This is a genomic window from Collinsella sp. AM15-2, from assembly GCF_003471985.1.
In the GTDB taxonomy this organism is placed as follows: domain Bacteria; phylum Actinomycetota; class Coriobacteriia; order Coriobacteriales; family Coriobacteriaceae; genus Collinsella.
On record NZ_QRKO01000016.1, the window covers coordinates 18,526 to 40,314 of the forward strand.

The window sequence follows — 21,789 nt, forward strand, 5'->3', positions numbered from 1 at the left end:
TGGGGAAACGTAGAGGGTATCGCTACAATATGGTATCAGCTGCAGAAATTATAGAGGAGGAGTCTGCCCATGCCGGGTAAAAGCCTAGAGAACATGCACGTAGCGGTCTTGGCGGGCGGTCATTCCGCCGAGCGCGAGATCTCGCTCGATTCGGGAAAGAACGTTGTGGTGGCACTGAAAGAAGCCGGCTACACCTCGGTGGAGCTGCTTGACACGGCCGCTGATGACTTTATGGTAACCATGGCGACCGGCGGATTCGATGTGGCATTTATCGCCATGCACGGCGCCGGCGGTGAGGATGGCGCCATGCAGGGTGCCATGGAGACCCTGGGTATCCCCTACACGGCCTCGGGCGTACTTGCCAGCGCCTGCGGTGCCGACAAGGAGGTCTCTAAGCTCCTATACGCCAAGGCGGGCATTCCCATTGCCCCCGGCCTTGCGCTCGAGGTGGGCGATGAAGTCGATATCGATCATATCGTTGAGGTTTGTGGCGAACGCTGCTTTGTGAAGCCGGCCGTCAACGGTTCCAGCTATGGCATTTCCCTGGTCCATGAGCCCTCCGAGCTGCCCGCGGCAATCGCCAAGGCGTTTGAGTACGGCGACAAAGTGCTGGTCGAGAAGTGCATCGAGGGTACCGAGATCACCGTCGGCGTATACGGCGAAGATGACGTACGCGCCCTGCCGATTGTCGAGATTCGTAAGCCCGAGGACTGCGAGTTCTACGATCTGGACGTGAAGTATGTCGACCCTACGGATATCCATCGCATTCCGGCGCAGATTTCACCCGAGAATTACGCTCGCGCTCAGGAACTTGCCTGTGCCGCTCACAAGGCCCTCGGTTGCCTGGGTATCTCGCGCAGCGACTTTATTGTGAGCGAGGACGGCCCCGTTATCCTCGAGACCAATACCATTCCCGGCATGACCGATACGTCGCTGTATCCGGATGAGATCCGCCACACCGACGACATGACGTTCCCGCAGGTCTGTGACAGCCTGATCCGTATGGGCCTTCGTCGAGCGGGCATTGCATGCTAATCGAGGACGCGGTTTCGTCAGGAACGCCGCAGTTTGTCATCGACTCCTATGCCACGCTTGCCGACCGCGCCAAAACGCAGTCCTTCGGCCTTATCGAGGAAGATGTGATTGTCCTCGATACCGAGACCACGGGTCTTTCGGTGCAGGACAACGAGCTGATCGAGATCTCGGCGGCCCGTCTTTCGGGCCGCGAGGTCATCGACCGCTTCGATACCTTCGTGCATCCCAAACAGCTGATTCCCGCCGAGATTACCGAGCTCACGAGCATTACAAATGCCGATGTGGCAGATGCCCCGTCGGCGGTTGAGGCCGTCGCCGCTCTCGCCGATTTTGTCGGTGGCTGCCCGGTGATCGCACACAACGCCACGTTCGACCGCTCGTTTATCGAGTCGGTCAAAGGCGGCGTCAACGTGAGCGATATTTGGATCGATTCGCTGGCGCTGTCGCGCATCGCGCTTCCGCGCCTGGCCTCGCACAAGCTGTCTTTTATGGCCGATCTGTTTGGCTGCGACTCGGTATCACACCGTGCCAATGCCGACGTCGACGCCCTGTGTGGCGTATGGCGCGTGTTGCTCGTGGCGCTCACCGACTTGCCCCAGGGCCTCATGGCGCGCCTAGCCGACATGCATCCGGACGTGCCTTGGTCCTATCGTCCTATCTTCTCATTCTTGGCAGGGCAGAACCCTGGTTCTATCTTCTCTCTCAGCGCCGCTCGTGCTGACGTTCTCAAGGCCGATCGCGCCGACGATCGGGTGGACGCCGATGAGCTGCCGGTTCTCAAGATGCCGAGTCGTGAGGAGATCGAGGCAGACTATGCACCAGGTGGCCTGGTCAATCGCATGTATCCCACCTACGAGCCGCGTGATGAGCAGATCGCGATGGCGCTCGAGGTCCGCGATGCGCTGGTCACGGGCACTCATCGAGTAATTGAGGCAGGCACAGGCGTCGGCAAATCGATGGCCTATCTGGTGCCTTTTGCCGAGGCAGCACGCCGTAACAACATCACGGTTGGTATTGCGACCAAATCGAACAATCTTGCCGACCAGCTCATGTACCATGAGCTGCCAAAACTTGCCGAGCAACTGGACGGTGGTCTGTCATTTTGCGCTCTCAAGGGGTATGACCACTATCCGTGCCTGCGCAAGCTTGAGCGCATGAGCCGCGGCCAGGTCGAGATTACCGCCAAGCGCGATCCGGCGGACACGCTCACGGCGGTCGCGGTCATTATGGCGTACGTCTGCCAATCAGCCGATGGCGACCTCGACTCGCTCGGCATTCGGTGGCGCAGCATCAACCGTCCCGACTTTACGACGGCCTCGCGCGAGTGTGCTCGTCGCCTCTGCCCGTTTTTCCCTGATAAATGTTTGGTCCACGGCGCTCGCCGTCGTGCGGCGCATGCCGATGTGGTGGTCACCAACCATTCCCTGCTGTTCCGCAACGTCGCGGCCGAGGGCAGGATTTTGCCGCCGATTCGTCATTGGGTAATCGACGAGGCCCATTCCATCGAGCGCGAGGCGCGCCGTCAGTGGGCGCGTGTGGTGTCGGCGGACGAATCACGCGTTCTGTTTGAGCGTCTGGGTGGCTCGAGCACCGGCGCGCTAAGCCAGGTTTCCCGTGATTTGGCAACCTCCGAGGGCTCTACGCTCTATCTGGGCCTTACTGCCAAGGCGACGTCGACGGTTGCGCGCGCGAGCATGGCGATTGCCGGCGTGTTCGATGGCGTTCGCGAGCTCGGTCGCCGTGCCCGTGGGGGCTATGACAATGCCAATCTATGGATTGGCCCCGAGCTGCGCGAATCTGACGACTGGCATGATTTCTTACAGTCGGCCTACACTGGCATCGACGCATTGGAACAAGCTGGCAAGAGCGTCGACGCGCTGGTGCAAGCCGTCGCCGCCGACAAGCCAGAGGTTGTTGTCGACCTGGGTGATATCTCGCGCCGCCTGCACGAGCTGGCCGAGAACCTAAAACTCATCATTGATGGTACCGATGAACACTACGTGTATTCGCTGCAGGTCAATCGCAGGCTGCGTGCCGGCGGAGAGTCAATGACCGCAGAGCGCATCGACATTGGCGAGGCCTTGGCAACCGAGTGGCTGCCCGAGGTTCACACGGCTATCTTTGCCTCGGCGACCATGACGGTGTCCAAAAGCTTTGAACACTTTAACCATGCGGTCGGCCTCGATCGCATCGGTGCTTCAGCATCCTCATCGCTGCACTTGGACTCGAGCTACGACTTCGATTCGAATATGGCCGTGGTTGTGGCTGGGGATATTCCCGATCCACGCGACCGCGAAGGCTATCTTTCGGCGCTCGAGCGCGTGCTGGTCGACGCCCATCTTGCCATGGGCGGATCGGTGCTCACGTTGTTCACCAATCGGCGCGACATGGAGGACCTATACGCCCGCGTTGAGCCCAAGATGGCCCGTGCGGGTCTGGAGCTCAACTGCCAGCAGCGCAACTCATCTCCTCGTCGCCTGCGCGACCGGTTTATCAACGAACCGACCTCGTCGCTTTTTGCGCTCAAGGCCTTCTGGGAGGGGTTTGATGCCAGCGGCGAGACGCTGCGCTGCGTCATCATTCCCAAGTTGCCGTTCTCGAGCCCCACGGACCCGCTCTCGTGCGAGCGCAACCTGCGCGAAGACCGCGCATGGGCGCGCTATTCGCTGCCCGAGGCGGTGCTCGAGGTTAAGCAGGCCGCGGGGCGTTTGATTCGCTCGTCGACCGATAGCGGTGTGCTGATCTTGGCGGATCCTCGCCTGGTGACGAAGGGCTATGGCAAGAAGTTCTTAACGTCGCTGCCCACGAGCTCCTACCAGCGCATCGAATCGGCGCAGATCGGGCACTATCTACAGCTGTGGCGTGCACGCCACGAGCGGCGGCGCTAAAGCGGACAGACGAGGGTTTTTGCCATATCGCACAGACGCTTTGACAGGGCGGGGTCATCCAAGATGCGGATGGCTCCGCCCGCTGCGATTATCTGGCTCAGCAGCCAACGCTCGGAGCCGTAATGTACGGTTACCGTTGCCATGTCTGTCCCGCTGCGTTCGATGAGGGTGATGCCGGCCCAGTCCAGATGCTCCGCCATATCGAATGGCATCAAGAGCTTTGCGCTACGCTGCGTCCGGGCAAGGGAATCGTGGAGGGATGCAACGTCCGGTGCGTGAGGCACGACGGAGTCTTCCGTCAAGGCGAGTCCCTCGATTTTATCCATGCGATAGGTGCGCTGCTCATCGACCGCGATGTCCCAGGCAATCAGATATGTTTGGTCGCCGTTTGCTGTAATGCGCAAGGGGTCGACCAGGCGCTCGCGTGGCCGCGCATCGTCCATCGAGCGATACGAGATACGACAGCGAACACCGTCCTGAATGGCGCAGCTCAGCTGCTGCCAGTGCGACCCGTGGTTGACGGTGTCAAAGACGTGCTGGTTATAGCCGAGCTCTTCGGGTAGAAGAGCATGTCGAATTCGAGCCGCCGCCTGGGGCTCGATCCCCAACGATTCAAGTTCGTGGTTGAGCACAGCGCCCTCGGCGGCACTCAGGCGCAGCGGTAGTACACGCCCGGCGTCACCGGTGAGGACCACGCGCTCGCCGTGGCATTCGCAGATGATACGCGCACCCGATTCTCGGTCCGCGAGCGTCGAGACGATCTCGAGAATCTCGTCGAGCGACGCCCCCGTGATGTCAAAGCGACTGCAAATCTCGGTTCGTGTCATGCCGCTCTCGCCGGCGGCGTAGAGGGCCTCCATGATGTCGATGGCGCGCGAGAGCCTCTGCTCGCTGGTGAGTTTACGCACGGGCATGCTCGTGCACCGTCCTTTCAATGAGGTGGTTCCACGCCTGCTTGAGCGATTTGGGGGCCATGGGCCTCATGCCGTCCATGGCGTGGGCCATGCAAAATGAGGCGGCGGCTTCAAGATCGCGCACGTCAACGGTCCAAGTCCATCCCGAATCGGTGTGTGCGAGCTCACCTCGCCCGCGCGTGAGGCCGTTGATCATATCGATCTGCGTCTGCGGGGCGAACGAGAACGTAGCCGCAACGGGCGGGCGGTCGGCAAAATCGAATTCAAAGAACAGGTAGTCGTTGAGATTGAAGTCTGCAGGGATGGCGTAGGCCTTCGAAGGACGCCAAGCGCGAACGATACGGTCGCAGCGGAATGTCCTGATGTCGTCGGTGGCATTGTCGAGGCCGCAGAAGTACGCAACGCCCTCGCGCTCGAACATGCCGTAGACGCAGACGGTACGCTCTTTCTGCTCACCGCGTCCGTTCTGATATAAAAATCGCAGTGCGCATCGCTCGGCAAAGGCGCTCCATACCGCATCGACGGTGGGAGAGCGGCGGATCGGTGCTTCGTCCGCCGTTGTCCTGCCGGTGAGGTAGGCAATCTTGGAACGAATATCGGCAAGCGGCGCGGCAAAAGTGGATGAGCCGGCCGCTATTGTCTGGTCGATAGCGTTGAGCAGGATATCGGCGTCGTCTGCGGTGATGAGGCCGCCTGCCGCAAACGTGTGCTCGCGGTCGATTGTCCATGAGCTTTCCTCGGTCTCCTGCGCGCCGGCGGGGCGAACCTCCTTGATTAAGATGCCGCGTTCGAGCAGTTTGTCACGATCGCGCCGAAACTTGCGCTTATCCGAGTCGATGTTGCCCGAGCCATACCCCAGGTCAGAATCCAAGACGATCTGCTCGGTCGTCAGCGGTTCGGGGGAGCTGTTGAGCACAAAGAAAAGATTGAGGATGCGCTGGGCCGTTTTATCGAAACTGGGCTCCGAATTCCCCTGTTTAATTGTCGCGGTCGTGTCGCTTGCCGTCATAGAGTCCTCGCATGAGAAGGTGGTTTGCTGCCATGATTTTAGTCCGATATGGAGATTAGGCTATATCCTTGTCCGCTCGGGGCGTTAAGATGGCCCGAATTCGGTCGTTTGCGCTCGCTCGGGGTATACTTTCGACTATATACGGTTCTAATGTGCATACATTGGGCCTATTTGTCGGATTATGGATGTGGAGCGCACATGGCGAACACCCAGAACTATATTAACCACCTGCTGCAGAACACCGGCATTACGCCGGCATGCAGCGAAGAAGAGCGCTTGGCTGCCGAGGATATCGCTCAGATCTTCCGCAACCACGGCTTTGATCCCGAGGTTCAGGAGTTCAATGCCCCGGCGCCCAGCAGGCTGGCATTTGCCGTTACCGGTATTCTTGCGTTTGCCGGCGCCCTGCTGATGGGCATCGGCGGCGGCATCGGCTTGGTCGGCACCTTGCTGGCCATTGTCGGCGCCGTTCTTTACGTGCTCGAGCGCACGGGCCACCCCGTGGTTTCACGCCTGGGCAAGACGGGCGTGAGCCAAAATGTCATCGCCTACCACAAGGCCTCGGGCCCGCTCGCGTCTCCGCGCAACCGCCCGGTGGTCGTTGTCGCACACTACGACTCTCCCCGTGCTGAGCTGCTCGCTCGCGAGCCCTATGCTTCGTATCGTGCGCTCATCGCCAAGCTGTTGCCCGTTGCCACGGTTGCCCCTGCTGCCGTTGCCATCTTGCGTATCCTGCCGCTCCCCGGCGCGCTCAAGGTTCTGCTGTGGATTGTCGCGATCCTCGCTTCCCTCGTTGCGCTCGCCAACGCGGCAAACATCATTTCTAACCGCTACATTCTTCCCTATACGTCCGGCGCGGTGTGCAACAAGTCTTCTGTCGCTGCCATGCTCGGCGTTATGAACAACGTTGCTCCCTTCCAGGGCGAAAACGAGTTTCCCGACGATGTTCCGTTCGATACCTATTTTGGGGAGCAGAAGCGTCGTGCCGAGGAGATGGCGCGCGCAGCAGCGGAGTATGCCGCGGCCCAACAGCAAAACGACTACGGCAATACCATCGAGTATGAAGAGCCTACCTACGCCGAGGATGAGTTCGGTCAGCCGATTGCTCCCGACGCTCAGGCCGAGCCCGAACAGGGTGAGGATTTCGACGAGCAGATCGAGGGCTTTGAGGGTGCGTCTGCCGACGAGACGCTGATTGGCGCCATCGTGCCCGAGGATCAGAATCAGGCTGTCCAGGCCGAAGAGTTCAATGACGAGGTTTCCGCTGCCGAGCCGGCGGAGGAGCCTGTCGCGGCCGAGCCCGAGTCCAAGCTCTATCGCAATGCCGCCGGCAACATCCGCTTTGGTTCGGATGCCATCCGTGCGCTCGGGATGCTTCCCGAGTCGTGCACGCTCGATTACGAGGAGGGCGAGGAGCCGACGTTTGAGCCCGAGCCTGCCCCCGTCGTGACTGCACCTGCGCCCGCCGTCACCGTGGATGATGAGTCTGCCGCGGTTACCGCTGCCGTTGCCGAGCTCGAGGCGGTGTCCGCGATCGATCCCGCGGCAGGACTGGACATTTTGGCCCCCGCCGCGCCGGCGCAAGACGTTGCGGACGAGTCTGACGACGATTACGTTGAACAGCCGAGGCGCGTGTCTTACGAGAGCGATACTGATTTCTCGGCCGAGATTCCCGCGGCAACGCCCCATGCCGATATTGCATCCGCGTTCTCTTCGATTGGCACCAGTGCTTCTAACTTCTTTAAGGGTGCGCTTGCAAAGGGCAAGAAATTTGTCGACGATTTCGAGGAGAAGCGCGCTGCCGCACGCGAGGCTGCCGAGCAGGAGGCTATCGCTCAGCAGCAGGCAGCCGAGGCGGCACGTGAGCGCGCGGCGCAAGAGTTCGAGCAGAACGAGGCTATGCAGTCCGTGCCCGTCGACGCTGCCGAAGCTACGACGTCCTTTGAGTCCCAGCAACCGGCGTCCGCGGATGTTGCTGAGGCGACGACGTCTTTCGAGGCTCAGCAGCATGTCGATAGCACCATGTCGTTTGATGCCGCGCAGTTCGATTCCACGATAACGTTTGAAAAGCAAGGCACCGCGATTGCCGAGCCCCTTCCTGTTTCCGATGAGCAGGGCGACGCGGCAGACGATGACGAGCCCATTGATGCTGCCGAAATTCAGGATGCTGCCAAGGACGAGTCCGTCGAGGCCAACTCTGACGAAGAGCAATACGCGGCAGCCGATCAAGGTGATTCAACCGAGGTCGAGCAGGAGGAAGTGCCTGCGGTTTCCGAGACTCCCGAGACGGATGAGTCGAGGCCTTACTCCACGCAGATTTTCACCATGCCGACCCCGAGTGGTTCCGGTGCCACGGTTGCCAATGTCGCTCCCACTCAGGACGAAACGGTCGATTCCCTTATGGCCCAGATTTCCTCCCAAGCATCGCCGCGTCCGCAGATGAATGTTCCCGATCCGGCGTCGGCACCGTCGCCTGCACCCTCCTCGTCTCCGCTGGCTTCGGTCCCCGATCCGTCGCTGCCGTCGATGAAGCAGACAAACGTTGCGTCTCGCACGTCGCTGTTCGACCTTCCCGATCCCTCCGCACAGGTCAACGACCCCTTTGCTACCGCCCAGGGTCCCGAACCCACATCGGCACCCGTTGCGCCTCCTATGCCCGTTGCGTCGGGCGCACAGCCGATCGAGACCATTTCGGCTCCCGCCCCTGCGGCACCCAAGTCTCGCAAGCGCGGCCTGGGCGGCCTGTTCGGTCGTAAAAAGAAAAACGAACAGGACAGCATGAGTGACTGGCTGGGCGTCGAAGACGATTACGATGCCAAGAAGTCCGGTCGCGGCATCGGTTCGTGGGATAATTTCGAGGACGATAACGATGGCTGGAAGGGCGGCGCTACGTCTTCCGACGGCGCTTCTTCCGAAGATATGCTCTCGGCTGTCGCCTCTATGGGTGACGATGAGCTGCTCGGTCACGATATCTGGTTTGTGGCAACGGGCGCCTCGGATTGTGATGGCGCCGGTATGAAGGCCTTCTTGGCTTCGCATCGCGATAAGCTCCGCGGCGTATTCTTCATCAATCTTGAATCCGTCGGCGCCGGTAGGCTTTCGGTGGTGACGGTTGAGGGCGAACAGCAGCTGCTCAAGGGCGATCGCCGCATCATGAACCTGGTCAGCAAGGTGTGCAAGTCGTTCCATGTCGATTGTGGCGCGCTCGAGATGCCCTATGCCAAGACCGATGCCTATGCCGCGCTCGAGGCGAGCCGCCGAGCCCTCACCATCGCCGGCGTGGACGGCACGCGCCTGGCTTGTGCTCGTACCGAGGACGACCTGCCCCACAATGTCAACCCGACGAACATTGCCACGGTATCCGAGGTCGTGACCGAGGTTATCCGCCGTTCGTAGACGGAGCTCTAAGGAGTCAACGTGTTTTCGTATATTAAGCGCCATTGGCCTGTCTACGTGATTTTGACCTTGATTGCCATTGCGTTAGGGTTTGGAGCTGCCTACATCGTGGGCGCGAAGGGCTCGACCCCCGCCTCCGCAATCAGCGAAGAGATGGAGCAAGAACAGAGCACGGGCGCCGATGGGATTCCTGAGTCCGAGCAGGCAATCGTTGATGGTGGATCTTCGTCTGCAGAGTAGATGCGGCGATTTAAATGATTGAAAGCGGGCGAGCCGGGGGACTGGCTCGCCCGCTTTTTCATCGCGCTAGCGGTTCTTTGGGATTGACCTAAGGCGAGCGAACCATAGGGCTGCGGCACCCGAGGTCAGGAGCGCGGTGATGCAAGCGGCGATGGGAGCTGATCCTGTTGCCGGTAGGTCCTGCGGTAGGGTACAGCGTTGAATGACACGGTCCTCGTCATGTGACTCAAGTTTATCGCCGCCGCCGTTGCGGCAAAGATCGACGCGTGCGCTGTTGGTGAGTGCAGTTTGGGGTGTGTAAGCCGACGTTGCCTGCATGTGCACGACTGCGCCCCGAGCATCTGTGCCAAGGATTGCTTTGGCATCGTCAAGGTCGTCGTGCTCATCTTTGAGATCATCGCGGGTCCAAGAATCCGTATCGCTTCGAGTCGTAAAGTCGGCGGCTACCGCACCGTATTCAATGCGAATGCCCGTTACGACGGTATTGGATGCAAGGTCGAGTTCTTTCGCCTCGAGTGTGGCGGATTCCGTGGTCGAGACATCCGCCTTCCAGAGGTGCCAGCCGTCGTAATCGACGAGGCGGCAATCTTCACCCAGACTCTCTTTTACTTCGTCGGACTCAAGCCAAGGATTTTCGTGCCCATCGTCAAGCGTCGCGTTTGCCGGCTCATCGACGTCTGTCGAGTCCAACGGCGTCGTGCGATACCACACGTTGCACAGACCGTTGAGGTCGCCGATGGCGACGGGGGTTTCGATTGAGACGAATCTCGCCGTGCCGTCTTTGGCGCACTCAAGATCATCGGTAATCGTAAACTCATCAACCCAAGTAGCGGAATCGTTTCGAGCATCGATGGTATAGGAGAAAAGCCCATCCGTATTGGTTTGCATCGCGGCGCGGTTTTTTCCATCGCCGTTAGCCAACAGACCCTTCCCGATAGGTTGGACAAGCTCCTGACGCTTGTCGACCTGTCCTTTGATCTCGATGGGCGCATCCTTCATCGAGACGGATTGGACTTCTCCCGTGTCCTTTATTTCAAACGTTATCTCCTCGGCAAGGTCATAGGTCCGCGGAGACATCGTTTCGCGCAACGAGTAGGTGCCGGGTGCAAGATGTTCGATGCGGTGCGGCTTGTCGGATGAGGTCCAGGAGTCTATTTCGGTTTTATCGGGACCAGATAAGGTGAGCTGTGCGCCTTTCACTTCCTGCTCTCCGCTTGCATCGACCTTGGAGATATCAACCTTGGTGTAATCGTCGGATACGTTAAGCCGTGCTTCCACAACGGGTGTTTTCTGGTCGGCATAGGTAAGGTCGACGATATGGTGCGTTCGGTCGAGTAAGAAGCCGGTCGGCGCCTGAGTCTCGACGACCTCGTAGCGTGCGGTGCCAGATCCCAACGGGAGGTCGTCCGCGCGTGCTTCTCCAGTTTCATCCGTCGTGACGGTAGCGACAGTCTCACCGTCGAGCGCGGCAATGCTACCGTCGGGGCGCACGATATCACCTGAGGCACGGATCTCAAAGATGGCGCCCGCGAGGCTGCTGCCGTCCACGGCATCGGTTTTAACGATCCTGATGTTTCCGGTCGCGGCGTGGTCATAATACGAGACGATTGCAACGGGCGTTAGGTTTATATCGGCGGGTATGTTTACCTCGATCTCTCCGCCGACAAGATAGGGCTCTTTGGCCGAGGTTTCGCGTACATAATAGGTGCCCGGCACGAGCGATTCGGGCAGTGTGACGGTGCCGGTCGCGTCAGTCGTAAAGGTGTCCATTACGTTATGTGCTGGATACCAGCATGTTTGTGAGACAGGTTTGTGATTGCTGTCGAGGAGTTGGAAGGTGAATCCGGCTAGGGGAACAGAAGCGCCTGTTTGGGCATCGCGTTTTACAATCTGGAGATGCGTCGACAGAGCGTGGTTGTCCACGATATATTGAAGCTCGGCGCCGTCGGAAATCTGATTGGCCTCGACGGTCCATTCCCCCGCACGTTTAAAACCCTCGGGGACGGTTTCCGGAACCTCACGAACCGTGTAGCCGGCGCGGTCGTATGGGACGGCTCCGTGGACACCGGCTGGTCGCTTGCCTGTGCCGAACCATGCTTCGGGCTGGTCTTTGGTGGAGGCAAAGCCATAGATGTTTGTAGTCAGTGTGCCAACAACCTGCTGAGAGCTGTTACTGACAACCTCAAAGACAACATCTCCTGCCGGCTGCTCCAGGCCGGATTGATCGCTATTGCCGTAGTCCTTGAATTTGGAAATCTCAAGGTCAAACGCAATGGGGATATCGGAAACGCGAGATTCGATCTCGACCACGCCTGAATCGCCGAGTTGGTCGGCTCCAACGGTGTAAGACCAACTGTCACCGGAGGGCAAATAGCCCTCGGGCGCCTTCGATTCATAGATGGTAAAGGTTCCCAGGGGGACATCGGTGAGGGTAGCTCGACCGCTTTCATCGGTCCTGAGAGTTTGTGTCCATCCAGGGGTTGATTGCGATACGCACACGAATTCTGCTCCTGCGAGCGAAGCCCCAACTTGGGGGCCTGCATTCGTTGCGGCGTCGAGCTTTACAATGCGCAAGGTAATGGTGCCGGGTTGTTCATCAATGGTGACGTATCCGCCGTTATCCGTCGTGGTAAAGGCAATGCGATCGTGCAGGGGGATATAACCAGCTGGCGCTGTTGTCTCAACTAGGTAGTATGCCGTGTTGGGCAGAAGTGCTGCCTGCGCTTGACCGTTGCTGTCCATCTGGATGGTGCCGACACGCGCGCCGCTGGCGCTCTCAAAAACATCGAATGTTGCCCCGGTAAACTGATAGGTATTGTTTCCGCTGGTAATAACAGTGTTCGCAGACTGCTTTTGGAAGGAAACAGAGACCGCCGGCAGTACATAGAGCATGTCTTGACGTCTGCTGCCGCTCGATACGGTTCCTAGATAGCGTCGCGCGCGGTGCGGAGCGGCTTTGATGCTTCCTGATTTTGCGCTGTCGTGGAGCCACCGCGCAGCCGCCACGACTTCATCGTCGGCGGTAAAGTGCCCGCTCTTGGTTTTGCCCTGAGCGGTCGTGTAGGAGTAGGTGCCGTCGACATGGGTAGTGCCGTTGAGCATCCATACGGCAAGCTGGGTGGCGGCGCGGGCGCGATCGGGTGAAAGATGGTAACCGCCAAACGACGTGGCGGTAGGATATCCGTGACAAACGATTGCTGCGAACTCGTCGTCGAGCCACACCCAGCCTTGATCAAAGTTGAGCCATGGACCGCCCGGCTTGGTGGGCCCGGGGCGTTCCTGGTTCATGCAGTAGGCAATCGAGGCGTCTTGAGCTTCATACTTGCCGATGAAGAAGGGCCCACAATCATCGCTAATAGTACGGAAGCCGAGCTGGTCGTAGCCATCGACGGCAAATGCGGCTCCCGGTGCCAGGCAGCCGAACAGTAGGAAGAGGAGCAGGAGCAGCGGACCTGTTGCGATTGCGCTGTGGACAGAGTGCGTGGGTGCGTTGGACATGGCTGCTCCTTATCCCTCGTGCGCCGCATGGGGAGGTTGCGACGCGTAGGATGAGGCTACCCCCGAGGTTCATGCGGGTAAGTACCGGAGCCTGACCAAAAGCTTGCCCAATTCCTGACAAATTGAGCTCAAATACAACAATCAGGCAAAAGCGCAGGTAGAAGATAAGGAGAACAGGAGGCCAAAGGTCCTCATCTCCACAATTGATGCGATTTTCAAACGAATCTCCACAGCTAAAACAAGCATCGCCACCCTTGTATCGAACAAGACAACCGCGTTATACTAGCCAACACACAAGCGGGCATCGCCAAGTGGTAAGGCATCAGCTTCCCAAGCTGACACTCGCGGGTTCGAGTCCCGTTGCCCGCTCCAGAAAAAGTAAAAGCACGACACCGTTCCGGTGCCGTGCTTTTTTCAATAAAGCGCCGGGACTCGAACCCGCCAGGGTGCGAGCGTAAAACAAACGCGAAGCGTTTGTAGCGAGCAGGCGAAGGCGCCGGCAGGCGCCTGAAGCCGGTGCGGATTTGCGAAGCAAATACGCGGACGTCCCGTTGCCCGCTCCATCGAGCGCGGGAGACTTTGGGGCGGCCAATTCAACAAAGTCTTCCCCATCGTCTCCGTGAATCCGAGGAGATCGACCGCAGCCGGTGCGGATTTGCGAAGCAAATACGCGGACGTCCCGTTGCCCGCTCCAATTCCAAAATGTTAGGTTAATGCCTGCTGCCCATACTTGCACCTGCGCACGGTACAATGGTTGGGTTACGACCAACGTGCCAATAACCAAAAAGGAGCCGCTATGATCGATCGCTATACCCGCCCGGAGATGGGACACATCTTCTCCCTCGAGAACAAGTACGCCATTTGGCAGGAGATCGAGGTCCTGGCCTGTGAGGCCCAGGCGGAGCTCGGCAAGATCGGCATTTCTAAAGACGAAGCCCAGTGGATTCGCGACCATGCCAACTTTGAGAAGGCAAAGGTCGACGAGATCGAGGAGGTCACGCGCCACGACGTCATCGCCTTCCTGACCAACATGAAGGAGTACATCGACGCCGATGTTCCCGAGGGCGACCCCAAGCCCAGCCGCTGGGTTCACTATGGCATGACCAGCTCCGATCTGGGCGACACGGCTCTGTGCTACCAGCTCACCCAGGCCTGCGACCTGATCATCGAGGACGTCAAGAAGCTCGGCGAGATTTGCAAGCGTCGCGCCTTTGAGGAGCGCAACACGCTCTGTGCCGGCCGCACTCATGGCATCCACGCCGAGCCGATGACCTTCGGCATGAAGTTCGGCTCTTGGGCCTGGGAACTCAAGCGCGATCTGGATCGTCTTGAGGACGCCCGCAAGAATGTTGCCTTCGGTGCCATCTCGGGCGCTGTTGGCACGTACAGCTCCATCGAACCGTTTGTCGAGGAGTATGTCTGCGAGCACCTGGGTCTGGTTCACGACCCGCTGTCCACGCAGGTTATCAGCCGCGACCATCACGCCTATCTCGCCGGCGTTCTCGCCACCACCGCGGCCACCTGCGAGCGCATCGCTACCGAGGTTCGCAATCTGCAGAAGACCGATACGCTCGAGGCCGAGGAGCCGTTCCGCAAGGGTCAAAAGGGCAGCTCCGCCATGCCGCACAAGCGCAACCCGATCACCATGGAGAAGGTCTGCGGTCTGTCGCGCGTCGTGAAGTCCAACGCCCAGGTTGCCTTCGATAACGTCGCCCTGTGGCACGAGCGTGACATTTCGCACTCCTCTGCCGAGCGTGTCGCCCAGGCCGACAGCTTCATCGCCCTCGACCACATGTTCCAGTGCCTCATCCGCGTTATCGACGGCCTGCAGCTGTACCCTGCCCGCATGATGGCCAACCTCAATAAGACCCGCGGCCTCATCTTCTCCTCCAAGGTGCTGCTGGCCCTCGTCGACACGGGCATCACCCGCGAGGACGCGTACGCCATTGTGCAGGAGAACGCCATGGCAACCTGGCACGAGGTGCAGGATTGTGTCTCCGGCCCCACCTTTAAGGAGCGTCTCGAGGCCGACCCGCGCTGCACCGTCAGCCAGGAGAAGCTCGACGAGATCTTTGATCCGTGGGACTTCCTCACCCGTATCGACACGGTCTTTGATCGTCTGGAGCAGCTCGAGTTCTAACTGATCGATTGGGGACGAAGTCAAACCGATCAGTTTACTTTCGGCCTCCGTTGAAGCTCGGCCTTTCAGCCCGAGCCCCGTTGGTAACGCGTTTATCAACGGGGCTTTTGCGTGGGAGCGTCGGGAAAGTCACACTTCAGCGGATGATGGTATATTGCAGAAATGTCGCTTGCCGTTAATTTGCCCCTTCTGGCAAACATTAGCTTGCAAGTGCTCGTTGGGGGGGGGGGTATCCTTAAGCCAATTTTAAGGTGTGGGAGAATGCTGCGTTTTTTCACGAGAGATTGGACTTAGGGGAATGAGAAAAGGGTTTTGGAGGATAGCCGCAGGCATCTGCGTTGCTTTAACGGCGGCAACGTTTGGGCTGACGGTGGCCGCCCCGCATGCGGATGCTGTCATGCTGGAGTCGCAGGATGGTTCCATGGGTGCATCGTTTCTCCCATACGATTCGTCTACAGGCGATGTGTGGTCAGAATTTGATGTCGCTGTTGGACAGACGGTGAAAGGAAGGCTTTCCTTTTTTAATAAAAATCACGAATGGGCGCCCATTGACCCCAGTGATATCGATATCACATCGTCTGATGAGGATATCGCTAAAGTGAGCTATAAATCACGTGATTGGGTGTTGACAATTAGTCCCACCAAAGTCGGCACAACGACTATAACCATGAAGAGCAGGGCTGACGAGAGTTTAAACGGTTCTCTTAAGATTAAGAGCGTGGCTAATGTCAATCCAATTAAGGTGAGTTTCGTATCCTATGACCAATCCGGTGCGACGACAACGACTGCAACGCTGGGTTACACGGATGATTGTCCGCAAAAATGCGGGAACACGCACTATGCATTGCTAGAGGGGACAGTTTACGTTCGCCCCAAGGACGAGACCCGTGCGGCTACATATTTTGAAATAAAGGAAGATCCCTCAAAGGATTCCAAAGTTCAGGCAAGGGTGAATTCGAATTATTATTCATATGGAACTTCTGAGCTAAGCGCTTCTTTGCAACTCGAGGCGTTGGCGAAAGATGCAAAAGAGGCCAAGGTTCTTGTCGACTATTGCAACGGCGAGACCGAGATGAAGAAGCTATGTGATGTTGTAACCGAGAATCAGGAGCCTGGATTCAATGAGCGTGGGAACAAAAAACAAAAGATGCTGGTTGGGGACAGCTCTTATCTGTCTGCCATTCTCAACGTTTCCCCAAATGAAGCACTGAAGGCATGCCAGCGTGCACATTGGGATTCGCTCGTTAGCTCTGTAACCTATTCTCTAGAAAGCAGCGATGTTGTTGAGCTTATCGATGGTGAAAACTCGTTTAAGGCAATAAAGCCTGGCACCGTTAAGGCTCATGCTCGTGATGGCCTTGGCAATGACCATCCCTTTGAGATAGAGGTTGTCGACCCTGCGGAAGTGAGCCTTTCGAAGGCTAAGTTTGTGTCGAGCGATTATACATTTCCCTGTGAGGTCAGTTCAGATAGTATATCCAAAGATTGGCTTTGGCTGGAATGTGACAGGGGGTTTGAATATCCAAAGGGCGTGCTGAGCAAAAGCGCTGAGGAATTGATGGACTCCTATGCCGGTGCAAAGTATTCTTTCACTTCAGATAATCCCGATGTCCTCGAGGTAAAAGGACCGATGTTTAATGGTGGCAGTTACTTGGGGTATTTAGTGCCTCATAGTTACGGCGATGCAACGGTTTCAATGTACTTGGGTGGTCGTCTCTGTGACACGATGACCGTTCATGTCGTTAAGCCTGGCGAGGAACCTGCAAAGACTGCGGTTTCCATTGCGGACAGCTACTCAACCTCCATGGATAAAGGCACGACTCAGCAGCTGAAGGCAAAGGTCTCCCCTGATGACAAGGCCAGCCAGGTTGTTTGGTCCTCTTCCAACGAGAGCGTCCTTACCGTCGATGGCAACGGTCTTGTTACCGCTGTCGGTGACGGTAATGCTACTATCACGGCAACGGTTGATGGAGTCTCTGCAACCACGGATGCAATTACGGTAACCACTCCGGTCGTAAGGGTCTCGAGCGTCAGTCTCAGCGCGTCGAATCTTAAGCTTGCTGTGGGCGGTGAGCCCTCGACGTTGACCGCAACGGTTGAGCCCAACAATGCAACGAATAAGAATGTGTCCTGGTCTTCGAGTGACCCGGAGGTCGCTACGGTTGCGGACGGCGTCGTGACCCCGGTCAAGGCCGGCGCTGCCACGATCACCGTTACCACTGAGGACGGCGAGTATAGCGCCACGTGCAAGGTGACGGTTATTCAACCTGCAACAGGTATCACACTCGATAAGCAGAAGGTCACGCTTGTGGGCGCTGCAACCGAGCAGCTTAAGGCAACGGTCGTTCCCGCGGAGGCTGACCAGACGGTTGTCTGGAAGTCCAGTAACGAGAGCGTCGCTACGGTCGATCAAACCGGCAAAGTGACGTCCGTTTCCAAGGGCACCGCAACCATCACTGCTTCGACCGAAGATGGCGCCTATTCTCAGGATTGCGCGGTGACCGTCTCTAATCCCGCAACGAGTCTTACAGTCGATCAGTCCTCCCTCAACCTTGCGAAGAGTGAAGAAGGTACCGTAAAAGCCTCTCTTGCCGGAGCCCTAGCAGGTGAGGTCGACGAGACCAAGCTCGCTCTGGATGACACGGGTGCCTCGAAGGCATTTAAGGTTGTCGACAACGGCGATGGCTCCTACACCGTCACTGCCCTCAAGACTGGTTCCGGTTCATTCGCCATCACCGCGGGGTCGCTCTCCCAGACCGTTTCGGTGAGCGTGACCAATCCCGCCCAGAAGGTTGAGCTCAACAAGACGAACCTTTCCTTTACCGTAGGCGACGCCTCCGCAAAGCTCTCCGCAACGGTGACTCCTGCAGATGCAGACGATACAACGGTGAGCTGGACCTCCAGCGACTCGTCGATCGCTACGGTCAAAGACGGCGTCGTGACGCCGCTTAAGGCCGGTACCGCCACGATCACCGCTGCCTGTGGTGACAAAACAACGACCTGTACCGTTACTGTGGCGGCGAGGACCATTGCGGGCGTTGCAGGTAGCGACGGAACGGACGTTAGCGTAAGCGCCGAGAACAATGCCGCTGCCGGCATTGCCCAGAACAACAGCATCTCTCTTGTGGTCGAGGAGCCGAAAAATCTTACCGACGCCGCCAATGCTACAATTTCCGGCCTTGAGCAGGGGAGTACCAAGGTTGCCGATAAGCTCGATATCAAGCTTCTCAAGGACGGCGAGGTTATCGAGGACTACGAAGGCATGTCCTTCATCGTCCGTGTCAAGATGACTGCTGCCATGAAGGCGCTCACCAATCTCAAGGTGCTCTACGTTGCCGAGGATGGTTCTACTCAGGCTATGGATACGTGGACCGAGGGCGACTACCTCTGCTTCCGCACGAGCCACTTCTCGACGTACGTGGTGACGGGCGAGGAGGCCAAGGGGGAGCCGACTCAGCCCGCGCGGCCCGCGACGCCGTCCCAGCCCGGTCAGCAGACGACGACCAAGGTAACCAAAAAGTCTGCTAAGACTACTAAGGGTACGCTCGCCAACACGGGCGACCGGGCCCTTGCTGTCGCCTTTATTATGGCTGTTGCCGGCGCTTCGCTGATTGCCTTCGCGCTTATGCGCAAACGTCTCGAGCGTTAGGGCGCCCCTCTCGTTTAAGCGCGACCTTTCAGTCCAAGCCCCGTTGGTAACTCGTTTTACCTACGGGGCTTTTACGTTAAAGACTTCAGCCCGTGTGTCGCGTGCAGTGCGGCGCGCCGGAAACCGCCAGATACGCGGTCGGCGCCAACGGCCTGAACGAGGCAGCGGTCGGGGGTGCATTCGGGAGCAGCTGAGCTTCGAGTAGGGTTGACCTAATTCGACCGCCTGCGGATGCATTTCAGCCATTGGCGCCTTGCCCGTTTTGGGCAAGGCGCTTTTTTTCACTGCCGCACTGGCCCCCTGGTAATAAAATGAACCTTATCTGCTGTTTCGATGAAAAGAGTCGTGTGCCCAGACGTATCAAACGAGGCGCTATCGTCTCGTCCGTGCTCATACTCCTTGTTGCCGTTTGTGCGGTCGCCCTGACGTATGCCGTTCGAAGCAGTTCTACCCCATCGAGTGAATCCGATAAAGATCTCCCGGAACTCAAAATTGGCGTTACGGATAACGATCCCTATGTGTATATCGATACCACGGGCGACTACGCTGGTATCGATATCGATATCGCACGCGAGGCTTGCAAACGTGCGGGGCTCAGGCCGCAATTCATCGACATATTTTGGAATGACCGCGATCGCCTGCTTAAAAACGGCGATATCGATTGTCTGTGGTGCGACTATTCGCCCTGTTATCGCGAAGACGATTATTACTGGACCGAGCCGTATCTAACCGTGACGGTTTCGGTTGCCGCCAAGAAAACGAGTGGTATCAAGTCCTTGGCGTATCTCGATGGCAGCAAGACTGTTGCGGTGATTGCCGGTTCGGTGAGTGAACGCCGATTGCTTGCAGGCGATCTGGAAATCTCGCCGGACGTGAACATCAAATCATATGGCTCTGCCGAACTTTGCAAAGCCGCCCTCGTCAAGGGGTATGTTGACTGTTGGATGGCGGACGCTCGGTCGCTTGATTGCCTTGGCGCTCAGTATCCCGGCCTGTATCGTGTGTTCGCCGACAATGTTATGACGGTTGACCTGGGCGTTGCGTTTAAGGACGGCTATGAGGGGGAGTACGTCAAAAACCTCAATACCGTGCTGTTCGAGATGGATCGAGATGGCACGACTGAGCGCATTGTGGGCAAGTACAAGGCGGGGGCGACGACGGACGGGCAAGGAGCGGAATCATGACAAATGATGAGCGCCGCTTACGCCGAAAGGCATTAGTCACCGCGGCTATCTGCGTTGTGGCCAGCGCTGCTTTGTTGGGTCTGCTGTATGTGGTCGGCACGCATCGCTGTCTCGATAAAACGCTTGGGTTTGGCCAGGAAACCATGGTGTTTTTAAAAAACGCCTGCGAAAAATATGACCGATATGAACAGGGAAGAAAAACCGAGGCGACGCACGATTTGCTCGCCGCGGTCGAATCGTTTGCGACGTTCCTGTCCTCTGATCGCGTTGAGGTTAACGACGATCTTATCGAGCAATTTGTCCATGCCGAGAACCTTTCGGGGCTGATGGTCATGGACTCCGATGGCCATATGGCTGCCCACTACGATATCGACGGTCGCGATCCGCTGATGCTGTGGCGAGAGGAGCTTGCCTGTTCGTCGGTCGCATCGATGTACCGAGGCTCCAAGGTGTCCTACTCGACGGTCGTAGAGCGTCGAGATGTTGACTTTGCCGTGAGTGTTGTTCCGTACGGTGATGGCGTAGCACTGGGGTATCGATCGCTTGCGCCCGAGCCCACCGATGATTATTCGTATACGATCGCCGACGTGCTCGTGAACAACACATTCCATCAGAGCCCAACGGTGTTCGTGATGCGCGATGCACAAATCGTTTCTTCAAACGATTCGACCGTCGATATAGCTCTCGCCCGGCTTCTTGCCGATAGCGGAATTGATTGGAAAGACGAAGGCTTATCACGTGTCGAATATCGGGGAAGTACCTGGTATGCCGTGCGTGCGGCGTATAAGGACTATCGCCTGTTTGCGCTCTATCCCAAATCTGAGGTCATGTCGGGCAGGATTTCATTTATCACTGCCGGCGTACTGGCGTTCCTGGTGTTTTTGGTTGTAGTGCTGTTGGTGCGTATCGTCGCCGATCGTCGCAATTTGGCCGAAAAGGACAAGCAGCTCGGCATCATCAATGCCATCAGTACCACGTATGAGTCGACCCTCCTGTTGCATCTCGACACGCTTGAGATCGAGGGGATTAACATGTCGCCATCGGTGGCGAAGATATTTGCCGAGCACTCCGAGGCATATGACTTTTTTGCAACGGTTTGCCGAGACATTGTGAGTCCCGAAAGTCGCGAGGCGGTCATGGAGCTCTTAGATATAAAGACGCTTCGGGATCGTATGGAGGGCGTGCCGTACTTGGATGCCGAGGTACGAGACTGCCGAGGTACGTGGTATTCGCTGCAGGTTGTTCCACAGCGCCGCGATGAGCGGGGTCGACTGGAATCGGTCGTCGTGGCAACGCATAACATCTCGATGACAAAGCGCGCCGAGGAGCTTTCTTTCCAGGACAAGCTGACGGGACTTCGCAATAGAAATTACCTTGAGTCCCTTGGCGACGACCTGGTGAACGAGTCCCTGCCCGTGAGTGTGATCATGATGGACTGCAATTTCCTCAAGCGTACCAACGATCTCTACGGTCACGAAATGGGCGATGAGCTGCTACGGCGTACGGCGTCTGTATTGAGGCGGGCGGCAGGCGAGAAATTTGTGCCTATGCGCATTGGTGGCGACGAGTTCTTGCTGATTTGCCCTCACACCGATCGCGAATCCGCATGTGAAGTAGTGCAAGATCTTCGCCTCAGCCTTGCTGCTGCGAGCGATGAGGTGCTGACAGTCAGTGCGTCGTTTGGCGTCGCGACGGCAGAGGCGCCCGGTTATACACTGACCGAGATTTACCACATCGCTGACCACAACATGTATCAAGAGAAACGAAAAGTCCACGCTCGGGAAGCAGATTGCTAGTATTGCTACCGCCGGTTTGCGCATTGGGGAATGTTGAATC

At 57.9% G+C, this 21,789-nt stretch carries 11 protein-coding genes and 1 tRNA gene; 9 read left to right on the plus strand and 3 right to left on the minus strand.

What is annotated here, in order from left to right:
• The first annotated feature begins 69 nt into the window (after positions 1 to 69).
• Entirely contained in the window at positions 70 to 1,035 is a 966-nt protein-coding gene (locus tag DW171_RS07530) for a D-alanine--D-alanine ligase (RefSeq protein ID WP_117637917.1), read from the plus strand.
• A complete protein-coding gene (locus tag DW171_RS07535; RefSeq protein ID WP_118270867.1) occupies positions 1,029 to 3,923 on the plus strand; it encodes a helicase C-terminal domain-containing protein in 2,895 nt (964 codons plus the stop codon). The genes DW171_RS07530 and DW171_RS07535 overlap by 7 nt, the downstream gene beginning before the upstream one ends.
• On the opposite strand, the gene DW171_RS07540 is transcribed toward DW171_RS07535, so the two are convergent.
• Together DW171_RS07540 and DW171_RS07545 are read right to left on the minus strand one after the other, a co-directional pair.
• The gene (locus DW171_RS07540; protein WP_117716220.1) at positions 3,920 to 4,837 is read right to left on the minus strand and encodes a YafY family protein; all 918 of its coding nucleotides are present in this window, start codon (positions 4,835 to 4,837) and stop codon (positions 3,920 to 3,922) included. The two genes, DW171_RS07535 and DW171_RS07540, sit on opposite strands and share 4 nt — an antisense overlap.
• Positions 4,824 to 5,846: a YafY family protein gene (locus tag DW171_RS07545; protein WP_118270868.1), complete on the minus strand. Its 1,023-nt coding sequence runs from the start codon at positions 5,844 to 5,846 to the stop codon at positions 4,824 to 4,826. The genes DW171_RS07540 and DW171_RS07545 overlap by 14 nt, the downstream gene beginning before the upstream one ends.
• Positions 5,847 to 6,044: 198 nt before the next feature.
• Here DW171_RS07545 and DW171_RS07550 point away from each other — a divergent pair, with 198 nt between their 5' ends.
• Entirely contained in the window at positions 6,045 to 9,242 is a 3,198-nt protein-coding gene (locus DW171_RS07550) for a hypothetical protein (protein ID WP_118270869.1), read from the plus strand.
• Positions 9,243 to 9,263: 21 nt separating this feature from the next.
• Complete coding sequence (locus DW171_RS07555) at positions 9,264 to 9,482, plus strand: hypothetical protein (RefSeq protein WP_118270870.1); 219 nt, start codon at positions 9,264 to 9,266, stop codon at positions 9,480 to 9,482.
• A gap of 66 nt (positions 9,483 to 9,548) precedes the next feature.
• On the opposite strand, the gene DW171_RS07560 is transcribed toward DW171_RS07555, so the two are convergent.
• Positions 9,549 to 12,980 carry a SpaA isopeptide-forming pilin-related protein gene (locus DW171_RS07560; protein ID WP_118270871.1) on the minus strand — a complete coding sequence of 1,144 codons (3,432 nt, stop codon included), beginning with the start codon at positions 12,978 to 12,980 and terminating at the stop codon, positions 9,549 to 9,551.
• A 297-nt stretch (positions 12,981 to 13,277) separates the two neighbouring features.
• On the opposite strand from DW171_RS07560, the gene DW171_RS07565 reads away from it, so the two are divergent.
• The 5 genes from DW171_RS07565 (at position 13,278) to DW171_RS07585 (ending at position 21,749) form a co-directional block, all read left to right on the plus strand.
• Positions 13,278 to 13,352 (plus strand) — tRNA-Gly (locus tag DW171_RS07565).
• A gap of 424 nt (positions 13,353 to 13,776) precedes the next feature.
• Positions 13,777 to 15,120, plus strand: a complete 1,344-nt coding sequence (purB, locus tag DW171_RS07570; RefSeq protein ID WP_118270872.1) for an adenylosuccinate lyase — start codon at positions 13,777 to 13,779, stop codon at positions 15,118 to 15,120.
• A gap of 1,726 nt (positions 15,121 to 16,846) precedes the next feature.
• Positions 16,847 to 18,769 (plus strand): Ig-like domain-containing protein, encoded by a 1,923-nt coding sequence (locus DW171_RS10180; protein ID WP_158571036.1) that lies wholly within the window; start codon positions 16,847 to 16,849, stop codon positions 18,767 to 18,769.
• Between the two features lie 347 nt (positions 18,770 to 19,116).
• Positions 19,117 to 19,953 (plus strand): ABC transporter substrate-binding protein, encoded by an 837-nt coding sequence (locus tag DW171_RS07580; protein ID WP_158571037.1) that lies wholly within the window; start codon positions 19,117 to 19,119, stop codon positions 19,951 to 19,953.
• Positions 19,950 to 21,749, plus strand: a complete 1,800-nt coding sequence (locus DW171_RS07585; protein WP_118270875.1) for a diguanylate cyclase — start codon at positions 19,950 to 19,952, stop codon at positions 21,747 to 21,749. Before DW171_RS07580 ends, DW171_RS07585 begins: the two co-directional genes overlap by 4 nt.
• The last annotated feature ends 40 nt before the right edge of the window (positions 21,750 to 21,789 follow it).